Source organism: Delftia sp. K82 (assembly GCF_002193035.1).
In the GTDB taxonomy this organism is placed as follows: Bacteria; Pseudomonadota; Gammaproteobacteria; order Burkholderiales; family Burkholderiaceae_C; genus Comamonas; species Comamonas acidovorans.
In genome coordinates, this window is record NZ_MYFL01000008.1 from 140609 (window position 1) to 152752 (window position 12144).

Here is a 12144-nt window from a genome sequence, read left to right on the forward strand (position 1 = left end):
CCCGAGGCCTCGGCGTCGAAGGCATCCACGCTGAGCTGGCCGTACAGGGCGAATGCGCTGGGTCGGGCGCGAACGAGGATCGAAAGCTCGGACGTTGACCTATGCGGAGTGGGTTCGAGTGCTCCGCCAGCCCTACCGCACTGGTGCACCGGCGCGATGAAGGGTGTGCATCGTTTGAATGCCTAGAATTCGGGCGCGGGTGAAGCGCCCTGGGCCTTAGCGGCGGCCACACCACCCCTACAGTGCATTTTTATGCGAGCCATCTACGGCGCTCGGCAGGATGACGGTACGGCCCTGAAAAGTCTGGTCCTCAAGTAGAGGCTGCTGTCGGCCAGGAGTAGTCAGCAGCGACGCCCGTCTGGCCGGCTGCTTCAGGCTGATCTGAGCCATTCACGGTGCAGTGCACGAGTGACCGCAACGATCAACACCGGTCGTTGAGCGGTTCCGGTCATGGACGACCGCTCCAACCTTGGAAGCTGCCAGCCGATTGCTCGATTCGTCCTGCATCGGTTTGAAGGATCGACTTTGCGCAGCGCGGTTGAATCCACCACCCAAAGCAGTCATTCTGAATCAGCGCAATTGAGCTATCAGTCTTTAGCTATGTACTGAGCATCTGGCCCCACACCTCGCAATGTGGCCGATGCAAAGCTGCGCTGCTTGGGCAACCCTACGAAGTACAGGCCCGGCACCGTAGTCGAGACACCGCTTTTATGAGCTACCCGATCTTGTTGATCGAACACTGGCAGCTGACCGAGTGCTCCCAGGTTCGGGCGAAATCCTGTGGCAAAGATGATGCTTTCAACCGGCTCATATTGACCCTGCCTCGATTTCACGTACAGCAAGAAGTTGATAACTTCAGAGGTACGGAGAATCGAAATGAAAGAAGGCAAGCTGCCCAAGCGGCAGTACACACAGGAATTCAAGGCTGAGGCCGTCAGACTCGCGGCGTCAGTCGGCGGACACGAGGCAGCACGTCGCCTGGGCGTGCCGGTGGCAACGTTGGGCAACTGGTCCAGGCGAGGTGTCGCAGCGAGCGGCGGCAGTGGCGCGGCTGTGCCGCCCACCGAGGCGCCTGCGCGCCGCCCCGTGAGTGAACTGGAGGCGGAGAACAGCCGCCTGCGCAGAGAACTGGCCGACGCGAAGCTGGATGTGGAAGTCCTTCGAAAAGCGACGGCGTACTTCGCCAGGGGGTCGCGATGAAGTACGCCTGGATCGACGAGCATCGCGACCAATACACCGTCAGTCGGCTTTGCCGCGTGCTGCAGGTGTCTCGCAGCGGCTACTGCCAATGGCGCGTGCGCCCGCCCAGTCCCAACACGCTGGCCAACCAGGCTCTGGACGCCAAGGTGGCGGCCATCCACGATGCCAGCCGTCGAAGCTATGGCCGCCCTCGGATCGTTCACAAGCTGCGCCAGCAGGGAGAGGTCGTCAGCGCCGAGCGAGTGCGAAAGAGCCTGCGGCGCCAGGGCCTGCGCCCGGTGTACAGAAAGCCGTTCGTGACGACCACCGACTCGGCGCACCGTTTGCCGGTGGCGCCGAATCTGCTGGATCGGCGCTTTGATGGTTGGCAGAGCGACCAGGCGTGGGTGGCGGACATCACGTACGTGCCCACCTGCGAGGGCTGGCTGTACCTGGCCGCCGTGCTGGACCTGGCCAGTCGGCGCATCGTCGGCTGGTCGATGTCCGAGACCATCGACGCCACGCTGGTGTGCTCCGCTTTGAAGTCGGCATGGTGGCTGCGCAAACCTGCCAAGGGGCTGCTGGTCCACACCGACCGCGGGTCGCAGTATGCCGGCGGGCGCTACCGGGCACTGGCCGCCGAGCTGGGCATCACGATGTCCATGAGCAGGAAGGCCAATGCCTGGGACAACGCGCCGATGGAGAGCTTCTTCAAGACGCTGAAGGTCGAGCGCATCCATCAGGTACGCTACGACACGCGAGCGCAGGCCAGGCTGGACATAGTCGATTGGATCGAGGGCTGGTACAACCGCCAGCGCCTGCACTCGGCCAACGGCTTCCTGCCCCCAGTGACCTGGGAGAACGCTCGTTTGGCTGCATGACTTGGTGTACGTGGAAACGAGGCAGGGTCATATGTCCCGTCTTGCCAGACCACACCATCACGCGTCACTTGATGGAACATGTCTTTGTGCCGAATCAGCCCAGAGTGCAGCGCACGTCGATAGGTCCCACGATCGAGCACAGGGGTGCTTTGGTCGTTGAGCCATCTGGTCTTCTCTAAACCAGTCCATTTCAACCAAGCGTGGAAGTCGATGCCAAAAGGCCGCTGGGGAAAGAAGCGCACAGGTTCTCGGGTCGCTAACGTCACATTCGCCAGTTGGGCCAGCTCATGCGCTATCTGTACCGCAGAGTTTGCAGCGCCCACCACGATGACACGCTCTCCAGAGTACTCTTGGGCTCTTCCAAAACTTGCGCTGTGGAGCACGCGGCCCTCAAAGTCCTGCAGGCCTGTTATTTCGGGGATGTAGGGGTGGCTGAATGCCCCCGTGGCCACCACGACGGCCTTGGAAAAAAAGATCTGTTCATCTGCTGTTGCGACGCGAAAGCCTGTCCCCTCTCGCTCCACCAGGACAACCTGCGCTTTTTGTTTGATGGGCAACTGGAAGAGCTCACTGTATTGCTCCAAGTACCCAACCACCTCATCGCGCAGGGGGTAGCGACCTGGATCTCCCGGAAATGCCATGCCAGGCAACCCCGAGTACCGTGCCGGCGAAAACAGCGTGAGGCTGTCGTAGTAGTTGCGCCAATTTCCCCCAGGCCTGTCTTGCGCATCCAGGATTACAAAGTCACGCCCTTGGCGTTGTAGGTGCCACCCGCACGCCATGCCAGCCTGGCCGCCACCGATCACGATCACTTCGAAGTTATTTATGTTCATTTGTGCGCACATATACACATATAAGATGAAAAAAACTACCGCTGATTGCCAGGGCAGCAGTGAGCTGCAATGCCTTTGGTGTGTGAAAGCATGTCCTCCAGCCGCTGGATGATTGAGGGACCGTCCACCTCATAGAACATCTGTCGGCCTGACTTCTGCGCGCGCACGATGCCAGCCTCAGACAGTATCTGCAGATGGCGAGAAACCACAGAGCGCTCCTGGGGCAACTCGGCAGCGATCTCCGTTACATCAGCGCTCCCTAGTTGCATCACGCGCTTGAGCACTGCAATCCGGGCAGGCTCGCAAAGCGCCTTGAAAAAGCTGCTTTCCAAGGACCCGATGGCGGCGTCAATAGCATGCGTACGGTTGAGAGGCGAGGTAGTCATGTATCGAATAATACGTGCATTTACATGCACATGTAAACCGACACACCCAGCGGTGCCTACGCTGGCACTTGGCCAGTAAGGTACTGGTCAATCTCGGTTGCAGTGGAGCGCGCGGTGCGCATGACACCTATCAGAGTGGCCGATGCGGGCACGGTCCACTCGCCGTAGCCGACCAGCCAGAGGCCTGGCACATCGCGCGCACGTGTTCCGTCTACGGTGACTTTGCTATCGGCCACCACGCCAAGAGACTCCAGATGCTGGAGTGCGGGCTTAAACCCGGTGCACCACAAGATGGCTTCAAACGTGCGGCTGGTGCCGTCCGCCCACTGTGCGCCTTCAGCTGTCAGACTCTCAAAAGCTCCTACGGCATGAAGCACGCCACGTGCGCGGGCATCCACGACAGGGGGCACCATGACGACATCGCCAAATCCCCCTGGCAAGTCTGTCGGGTCACGGCCTTCTTGGATTGCCAGCCACCGTGCAGTTGCGCGTTCAAAGAGCACTCTTCCATCCACATCGTCTGCCAGAAAGGCAGGCGGGCTCAAAGTGGCCCAGGTAGTGGACACAGCGACCTGCGAAACCTCGGCCAAGATCTGCGCACCCGAGTTGCCACCGCCAACCACCATGACGCGCAGTCCTTGAAATGCGCTGGGCGATACGTAATGTGCGGAGTGAACCTGGAGACCGCCAAACGCGGACCGACCTTCGAGTTCCGGAATAAACGGGTTGCGCCAAGTCCCTGTGGCACTCACTACCACGCGCGCATCCCACGACCGGTCACCTGCCGTTACGGCAAAACCGTGGTCTCTACGCTCCACCGCCGTCACCAGCACGGGCCGCTGTACCGAGAGGTTGTAGCGGGCTTCGTACTGCCGCAGGTAGCTAACAACCTGGTCGCGGCTTGGGTACTGCTCCCCGGAGCTAGGCATGGGCCAGCCAGCAATGGAGCTCCAATTTGCAGGAGAGAACAGGCGCAGAGAGTCCCAGCCATGCTGCCAGGCTCCTCCACCTGCATCCTCTGCGTCCAAGATCAGCACTGAGCGGTTTGTGCGCCTCAGGAAGTAGACAACGGACAGTGCTGCCTGGCCTCCTCCAACAATGATCACGTCATACAGTGTCACGCTCACATCGACCTCCAAATTTATTGCGCACTTGCAGCGCGGGGCTGAATGCGCATGGCCCACAGCGCAAAGAACGCGGTGATGCCGAGCATTGAGGAAAGCCACAATGCTCCCAGCGCCCAATGGGATACAGCCATTCCGAAGAGAAACGGGGACCCCGCTTGCACGATGCGCGCGGGCACCATCAACCAGCCTTGCCGCTGTCCATAGCCCTGTGCACCAAACTCCTTGAGCGGCAACGTGCCCACGGCAATCGTCAAAATTCCGTTCCCAAGCCCGTGCAAGACTGCAAACAGACTCACTGCAGGCGCTCCAATCAGATACAGACACAGTGCTGCAGCGGGATGCGCCAAGATGGCCAGCTTGGCAGACAGCAGAGGGTGGGCGTTTTTCAGGAACCCGTATTCCACCAACCGCCCCGCCACCTGCGAGGGCCCCACCAGCGCAGCGGCTCCGATGGCAACGCCAATTGCTGCTCCAGTCGTCTGCAGAAGCTGCGGCAGGTGCGCCGCCATCGCCGTGCTGATGAACCACGAAACCGCAAACACATAGGCCATCAGATAGGCTGTGGATCTGTGCGGCTTGCCAGCTGCGCTTGAATGCTCGTGGGGGCTGGCCGCAGGTTGTTTATCACCTGGTTCCGGTTCAGCTACTGCAGCAGCTGCGCGCGGCAGCAGCAGGTTGAGCGGAAGTCCCAAAAGAAGGTGCAGCAGTGCCCACGCCAGACATGCCTCACGCCAGCCAAACTCATGCGCGAGATAGCTGGAAAGCGGCCAGCCTACGGTACTGGCGAAGCCGGCAAACAACGTGATGCCAGTGATGGCACGCCTAGCGTCCTGGCCATACAGGCGAACGACAGTGGCAAAGGCGGCTTCGTACAGGCCGCTGCCCATGGCTATGCCCATGACGGCCCAGGCCAGGAACACATGGCTGGCCTGCGTGGCTAGACTAAGGATCACCAGTCCAGCAGCGAACACCAGGTTGCTGGCGACCAATACTGGACGGCCACCGAAGCGGTCAATGAACCGTCCTGCAATGGGTCCCATGGCAGCGGAAACCAAAAGCGCCACCGAGAAGGCCGCGAATACCGTGGAGTACGCCATGCCGACCGCGCTGCTGATCGGCTCTGCTAAAACAGCAGGAAGGTAGTACGACGAAGCCCACGACAGCGTTTGGGCCACGCCCAGCATGGCAGTGATCCGGGTGCGGCGTTGCATCGTCTCGGCGCTTTAGATGCTTCGCTGATTAACGCGTTGCGAGAGTGCTTGTGCAGACTCACGTCGCTCGCTGTAGCGGTCCACAAGGTAATCTGCACTGTCGCGGGTCAGCAGCGTGAACTTGACCAGCTCCTCCATCACATCGACCACCCGCTCATAGTAGGCAGAGTGCTTCATGCGACCGACTTCATCGAACTCCAAGAATGCCTTGGCCACCGACGACTGGTTGGGGATGGTGATCAGACGCATCCAGCGTCCCAGCACGCGCATCTGGTTGAGTGCGTTGAATGACTGCGAACCCCCAATGACCTGCATCACCGCCAGGGTCTTGCCTTGGGTCGGCCGCACAGCGCCCACGGCGAGCGGAATCCAGTCAATCTGGGCTTTGAGGATGCTGGTCATTGCGCCATGGCGCTCGGGTGAAGTCCACACCATGCCTTCGGACCACTGCACCAGATCGCGCAGTTCCTGGACCTTGGGATGGCTCTCCGGCGCATCGTCTGGCAGCGGCAGCCCACGTGGATCGAAGATCCGAGGCTCTGCCCCTAGTTTGCGAAGCAGCCGAGCAGCTTCCTCCGTCAGCAGTCGGCTGTAGGAGCGCTCACGGGCCGATCCATAAAGCAGCAAGATGCGAGGTGCATGCGTTGCGCGCTGGGCAGGCAGCAACCGAGTCAGGTCCGCAGTCTCGAAGGAGTGTTCGTCGAGGTTGGGTAAATCAGTGCTGTGCAACACGTTGTCCTTTCGCGTCGATGACGGCCTCTCCGTCTTCTTTGGTGAATGCGCCCAACTGAGGGCGGGGCAAAATGTCCAGCACGGCCTCAGACGGCCGGCACAGACGAGTACCCAGCGGCGTCACCACGATGGGTCGATTGATCAGAATTGGATGCTCAAGCATGAAGTCGATCAGCTGCTGGTCGGTCCACTTGGGATCGCTCAGACCGAGTTCATCGAACGGCGTGCCTTTTTGCCGCAGGACCTCGCGCACCGGCACGCCCATTTCGGCCAGCAAGCGCTCCAAGATGGGCCGATCAGGAGGCGTCTTGAGGTATTCGATGACCGTGGGCTCTTCGCCGCTGTTGCGGATCAAGGCCAGTACGTTGCGGGAGGTGCCGCAGGCGGGGTTGTGATAGATGGTGATATTGCTCATACCGGCTCCAGGACAGAGGGGTGTGTTCAGGCAAAGATGCTCAGGCGCAATGCCAGGGCAGCCAAAGTGGCAAGCAGTACGGGTACGGTCAGCACCGAGCCAACCTTGAAGTAGTAGCCCCAGCTGATCGTGGTGCCCTTCTTTGCCAGCACATGCAGCCACAGCAGCGTGGCCAAGCTACCGATGGGGGTGATCTTGGGACCCAGGTCACAACCGATTACGTTGGCATAGACCATCGCCTCTTTAACGATGCCGCTGACACTGGAGGCGTCGATGGACAAAGCGCCCACCAGCACTGTCGGCATGTTGTTCATTACGGATGACAGCAAGGCAGACAGCAGTCCCGTGCCAATGGCTGCGCCCCATACACCGCCATGTGCAAAACGCTCCAGCATCGCAGCCAGATAGTCCGTCAGGCCTGCATTGCGCAGCCCGTAGACCACCAGATACATGCCCAGCGAGAAGATCACGATCTGCCAGGGGGCACCATGCAGCACCTTCTTGGTACTGATGACCGACCCACGGCCTGCCACGGCCAGCAAGATGACCGCGCCCGCTGCCGCCACGGCGCTCACAGGCACTCCCAATGGCTCCAGGCCAAAGAAGCCAATCAGCAGCAACGCAAGTACTACCCAGCCAGCGCGGAATGTAGCTGGGTCTTTGATGGCATCGGCTGGGCGCTTGAGCTGGCCAAGGTCGTAGGAGGCTGGAATATCCCGGCGAAAGAACAGCATCAGCATGGCCAAGCTGGCGAGCACCGAGACCATATTGACTGGCACCATGACAGAGGCGTACTCGTTGAAGCCGATCTTGAAGAAGTCGGCAGAGACGATGTTGACCAAGTTGGAGACGATCAGCGGCAGGCTGGCCGTGTCCGCAATGAAGCCTGCCGCCATCACAAAAGCCAAGGTCGTTGCCGGCGAAAAGCCCAGCGCCACGAGCATGGCCATGACGATGGGAGTGAGGATCAGCGCGGCCCCATCGTTGGCGAACAGTGCCGACACGGCGGCGCCCAGCAGCACGATAAAGGCAAACAGCTTGGAGCCTTTGCTGCCGCCCCAACGCGCGAAGTGCAGCGCTGCCCACTCGAAGAACCCGGCCTCATCCAGCAGCAAGCTGATGATGATCACCGCGACAAAGGTTGCGGTGGCGTTCCAGACGATGTGCCATACCACGGGAATGTCGGCCAGATGCACCACCCCCAGCAGCAAAGCGATAACGGCCCCCAAAGAGGCACTCCATCCAATACCCAGGCCTCGTGGTTGCCAGATGACCAAAACCAGGGTGAAAAAAAAGATCAGTACAGCCGAAAGCATCGTGATGGAGACCGTGGGTAAGTGATGGGTGTGCGTTGGCGAGGCAGTGGATCAGTGCGCGATCAGTTCGCGGGCTGAGCCCTGCAGTCGTGCCTTCTCCAGCTTGTCTGCGGGCAGATTCACCAGCAGCTCCAGACGGCGGCGAATCATGTGCATGGTCTGGCGGAAAGCTTCGAGCTTGGCGTCGTCATCAGCATCGCTTTCAGAAGGATCGGGGTAGCCCCAGTGCGCAGTAGCGGGGTGTCCGGGCCAGATGGGGCAGACTTCGCCTGCGGCGTTGTCGCAGACGGTGATGATCAGATCCATCTTCGGCGCATCGGCCACGGCAAACTCGTCCCAGCTCTTGCTGCGCAGGCCCTCTACGGACACGCCTGCGCGTTGCAGCACTTGCAAGCCCAGCGGGTTGGGCTGCTGGTTGGCTCGTGGGCTGCTTCCAGCCGAATAGGCCTTAAAGCGCCCCTGGCCCATATCGTTGAGCAAGGCTTCCGCCAGGATGCTGCGCGCCGAGTTGTGGGTGCACAGAAACAGAACATTCAAGGGTGTTGTAGTGTTGGTCATAAAGCCTCAGCAGCAAGACTTGGAGTGGGAAGTTTGGGGGTGGGGTGCACAGCATGAAGACGCAGTGGTTGTCGCCGCTGCGGCAGGACTGCAGCAGGCGCTGGCCTTGGGCGCCGACTGCGCCGCTTCATTGAACACAGGGATGTTTTCAAGGGAATGAAAGTGCTCCCAGGCGATGCCTTGGGGGTCGGTGATCCAGTGCTTGTCGCTGCGGGCGTAGCAGCAGGTGGTAGTGCCCTCATCCAGCAGTGCCATGTCCGCAGACTCGGCGCGCGCCTTGAGCTCTGCCAGCTCCACTGCTTCATCCACCTGGAAGCCAAGATGGTCCAGCCCAGGCTTGTTGCCCCGGGTCGAGATGGCGAAGTTCACCCGAGGTTCATCGAGCATCCACTTGGCGTAATCGGTTTCCACCCGGACAGGTTCTGCGCCAAAGAGCTGGGAGTAGAAGGTGATGTTCTTGGCCAGATCATCGACGTGCATGTGGACGTGGAAGCGTTTCATCGTGTGCTCCGTTAGCAGTTGCAGGAAGAGGCATCTGCCGAAGTGCACACAGCGCCCTGGCAGCAGTTTTCGGTGAGGTAGGCCAAGAGGTCGTTCATCGCAGGGAACGCGGCCCGGTACAGCACGTTGCGCCCATGACGTTCCTGACTGACCAGCTCAGCATGGGACAACTCTTTGAGATGGAAGGACAGTGCATTGGGAGCGATGCCCAACAGCTCGGCCAAGACACTGGGTGTCAGCCCTTCGGGGCCTGCGACCACGAGGGCGCGAAAAACGCGCAGGCGGGCTTCATGGGCCAGGGCGGAGAGAGAGCGGATGACTTGGGCTTCTTGCATTTGACAATAATACATCAAATGTTGAATAGTTGAATTATGTTGAGAGAGTGACATCCTTGAAGGTCTCATTGCCGAGACTTACATTTCACAAGCACGCAAGTCAGCCGACGTCGAAAATTCCCGCGTAGCCGGCGTGGAGCACCGGCAACGCGGCGACTTCGGTCCGTTGAGAAGTGCATCCTGTAGTGTTCTTTACTCGATGGGAGACCATCATGGGAACCACAGGCAACTTCATTCACCGCGAGCCTTGGAACAAGGGCAAGCTCGTCGGCCAAAAGGTGCCCTTCAAACTCAAGGACATTTGGGCGCTACGCGTTCGGCTCCAGATGGACGGCAGGGTTCGTGAACTCGCCCTGTTCAACCTCGGTATCGACAGCAAGCTGCGCGGCTGTGACCTCGTCGCACTCAAGGTTCGGGACGTGTGCCATGGCGATCAGGTGGCGACGCGCGCCATCGTCATGCAGCAGAAGACACGGCGACCGGTCCAGTTCGAGATCACCCAGGTAACGCGAGACGTATTACAGGTCTGGATCAAGCAGGCCCGCCTGAAGTCCGAGGACTTCCTGTTCCCCAGCCGGCTGCACGAGTCGCCTCATTTGAGCACCCGACAGTACGCTCGGATCCTCGGGCACTGGGTAGAGGAGCTCGGCCTGGACCGGGCAGAGTACGGCACGCACTCTGTGCGCAGAACAAAGGCAACGCTGATTTACCGGCGCACCAAAAATCTCAGGGCGGTTCAACTGCTTCTAGGACACTCCAAGCTCGAGTCGACAGTGAGATATCTGGGCATCGAGGTTGATGACGCCCTAGAAATCTCAGAACAGACGGAAATCTGAGGTGCTCAGTGACGGCCGCACGGGCGCAAGCTTGGTTCGGCCGCGCTGAACGGCGGCTAGCTGGCACCGGGTGCGGACGTTCGCTTCTCGGGCTAGATGTGACAGACTCGTGGTTAGTTTTATGGCTTATTGAGGACCTCATGGAGATTCGTCGGTTCAGGCATGGTGATGAAGCTGCGTTGTTCCGTGTGTACTTCACGGCCATTCATGAGGTCGCCTCTCGCAACTACTCACCTGAGCAAGTGGAGGCATGGGCGCCTGCGGACCTCGACATGGACCTATGGGCGAACAAAGTTCGAGGAATCCGACCCTTCGTGGTCGAGCTTGACGGTGAAATCGTCGGCTATGCGGACGTTCAGCCGGACGGCTACGTCGACCACTTCTTCGTCTCAGGCGCCCATCCGCGACAGGGAATTGGCACACTTCTGATGGCTCGTATCCATGAAGAGGCCCAGTCGCTTGGTCTGGGCGAGCTGACGTCGGACGTGAGCACGACTGCCGAGCCGTTCTTTGCTCTCCACGGGTTCAAGGTCGTCGAGCGACGACTACCTCTGCTTCGGGGTGTGACGGTCCAGAATTCCTTGATGCGGAAGGAGCTTCTGCGTGGCGGATGAGCGTCGGCTCGAGCAGTCCTGTGACCGGCAGAACGCTGGCCAGGAGCGGTCCTTCAGACACGGCTCTAGGAGAGAATTCGGTCCATGAAAACCTACGAAGGCTCATGTCACTGCGGCGCGTGTCGCTTCGAGGTTGAGCTTGATCTCAACCACGTGCGAAGCTGCAATTGTTCTGTGTGCACACGCCGAGGTGCACTGATTCACCGGGTCCCCAAAAAAGCGCTGCGAGTGCTGAGCTCCTTGGATAGTCTGAGCGTGTATGAATGGGGTACAAGGACGGGCAAGGACTACTTCTGTCCAATTTGCGGAATCCTGCCTTTTCGTGTTCCAAGCAACCCAACGGAAGACGAACTGGCAGAGGGCAAGCTTCCATTCGAAGGATGGGCCGTGAATGTACGTTGTCTAGAGGGCGTAGATCTCACCGAGATACCTGTCGTTCTGATAGATGGTGCGAACCTCAGATGAAAAAGCGCCTCACGGGTTTCCAATGCGCTCGCTTTCGGCCGCAACAGACGGTCGCCGCTACCATTTCCTCATGAAAACTTGTCCTTCAAGAATTCGGCCTGCGTCTGTCACAGACGTGAGTGCAATGTTCAAAGTCAGAGCATCGGTTGGAGAAAACACGATGACTGCCGACGAGCTTTCAGCGATAGGCGTCACGCCGGAAGCCATAGCCCTGGCCATTGAAAGCGGACCTTGCGCTTGGGTTTCAACCATCGATGAGGAGGTTGTTGGCTTTGCGATGGTCGGCTTGGACGACGCGTGCCTGTTCGCACTGTTTGTGTTGCCTGAACATGAGGGTCGCGGTATAGGTACGCGTCTGACTCAGACATGTGAAGCCGCATTGTTTGAGCGGCGCCATGCCGCATGGCTTGAAACCGGCGCTGGGAGCCGCGCTGCGCGACTCTATCGTCACATAGGATGGGGTAGCGAGTCCGATATTGGTGGCGGAGACATCCGACTGGAGAAACGGCGACCATGACCGCTTTGGGTCGGTAGCTGCCACACGAGAGCCCTTGCCAACCCGCGACGCCGCCGCCCATCGGCCTTGAGCGCTTGCGCCTCGGCCGATAGCTCGCTCCTCAGCCTTGCTGGCCAAAAAATCTAAAGTACAGTGGCGCGTTTTCCGTACAGACGAAAGTACAACGGCGCATCTCTCTAAAGATCGGTGGCGCATGGCTTGCGAGGACGTGTGAAATCAAGGAGTTATCTGCGTGTAT

At 59.8% G+C, this 12144-nt stretch carries 13 protein-coding genes and 1 pseudogene; 4 read left to right on the forward strand and 10 right to left on the reverse strand.

Going from position 1 to position 12144, the window contains the following annotated elements; translation table 11 throughout:
- The first annotated feature begins 876 nt into the window (after positions 1–876).
- Positions 877–2060, forward strand: a protein-coding gene (locus KDK82_RS30365; protein ID WP_088165044.1) for an IS3 family transposase whose coding sequence is annotated in 2 segments (ribosomal slippage) — positions 877–1168 and positions 1168–2060 — 1185 coding nt in all. Because the reading frame shifts where the segments join, the coding sequence is not laid out codon by codon here.
- A gap of 251 nt (positions 2061–2311) precedes the next feature.
- Here KDK82_RS30365 and KDK82_RS30370 read toward each other — a convergent pair.
- The 10 genes and pseudogenes from KDK82_RS30370 to KDK82_RS30415 form a co-directional block, all read right to left on the reverse strand.
- A pseudogene (locus KDK82_RS30370) lies at positions 2312–2905 on the reverse strand (flavin-containing monooxygenase); the annotation flags it as partial.
- A 23-nt stretch (positions 2906–2928) separates the two neighbouring features.
- Complete coding sequence (locus KDK82_RS30375) at positions 2929–3279, reverse strand: helix-turn-helix transcriptional regulator (RefSeq protein WP_046986829.1); 351 nt, start codon at positions 3277–3279, stop codon at positions 2929–2931.
- 56 nt (positions 3280–3335) lie between these two features.
- Entirely contained in the window at positions 3336–4400 is a 1065-nt protein-coding gene (locus tag KDK82_RS30380) for an ArsO family NAD(P)H-dependent flavin-containing monooxygenase (protein WP_088167110.1), read from the reverse strand.
- A 20-nt stretch (positions 4401–4420) separates the two neighbouring features.
- Positions 4421–5617: an MFS transporter gene (locus KDK82_RS30385; RefSeq protein ID WP_088167090.1), complete on the reverse strand. Its 1197-nt coding sequence runs from the start codon at positions 5615–5617 to the stop codon at positions 4421–4423.
- A 12-nt stretch (positions 5618–5629) separates the two neighbouring features.
- On the reverse strand, positions 5630–6346 hold the full coding sequence (gene arsH, locus KDK82_RS30390; RefSeq protein WP_088167091.1) for an arsenical resistance protein ArsH: 717 nt from the start codon (positions 6344–6346) through the stop codon (positions 5630–5632).
- Entirely contained in the window at positions 6333–6764 is a 432-nt protein-coding gene (arsC, locus tag KDK82_RS30395; protein ID WP_088167092.1) for an arsenate reductase (glutaredoxin), read from the reverse strand. The genes arsH and arsC overlap by 14 nt, the downstream gene beginning before the upstream one ends.
- 26 nt (positions 6765–6790) lie before the next feature.
- Positions 6791–8080: an arsenic transporter gene (locus KDK82_RS30400; RefSeq protein WP_088167093.1), complete on the reverse strand. Its 1290-nt coding sequence runs from the start codon at positions 8078–8080 to the stop codon at positions 6791–6793.
- 51 nt (positions 8081–8131) lie between these two features.
- The gene (locus tag KDK82_RS30405; protein WP_088167094.1) at positions 8132–8638 is read right to left on the reverse strand and encodes an arsenate reductase ArsC; all 507 of its coding nucleotides are present in this window, start codon (positions 8636–8638) and stop codon (positions 8132–8134) included.
- Between the two features lie 6 nt (positions 8639–8644).
- On the reverse strand, positions 8645–9139 hold the full coding sequence (locus KDK82_RS30410; RefSeq protein WP_088167095.1) for an ArsI/CadI family heavy metal resistance metalloenzyme: 495 nt from the start codon (positions 9137–9139) through the stop codon (positions 8645–8647).
- A gap of 11 nt (positions 9140–9150) precedes the next feature.
- On the reverse strand, positions 9151–9474 hold the full coding sequence (locus tag KDK82_RS30415) for a helix-turn-helix transcriptional regulator (protein WP_088167096.1): 324 nt from the start codon (positions 9472–9474) through the stop codon (positions 9151–9153).
- A gap of 212 nt (positions 9475–9686) precedes the next feature.
- On the opposite strand from KDK82_RS30415, the gene KDK82_RS30420 reads away from it, so the two are divergent.
- From KDK82_RS30420 to KDK82_RS30435, 3 genes are all read left to right on the forward strand, one after another.
- Positions 9687–10310: a tyrosine-type recombinase/integrase gene (locus tag KDK82_RS30420; RefSeq protein ID WP_088167097.1), complete on the forward strand. Its 624-nt coding sequence runs from the start codon at positions 9687–9689 to the stop codon at positions 10308–10310.
- A 140-nt stretch (positions 10311–10450) separates the two neighbouring features.
- On the forward strand, positions 10451–10924 hold the full coding sequence (locus KDK82_RS30425; protein WP_088167098.1) for a GNAT family N-acetyltransferase: 474 nt from the start codon (positions 10451–10453) through the stop codon (positions 10922–10924).
- A gap of 625 nt (positions 10925–11549) precedes the next feature.
- Positions 11550–11906, forward strand: a complete 357-nt coding sequence (locus tag KDK82_RS30435) for a GNAT family N-acetyltransferase (RefSeq protein WP_088167111.1) — start codon at positions 11550–11552, stop codon at positions 11904–11906.
- Positions 11907–12144: the final 238 nt, after the last annotated feature.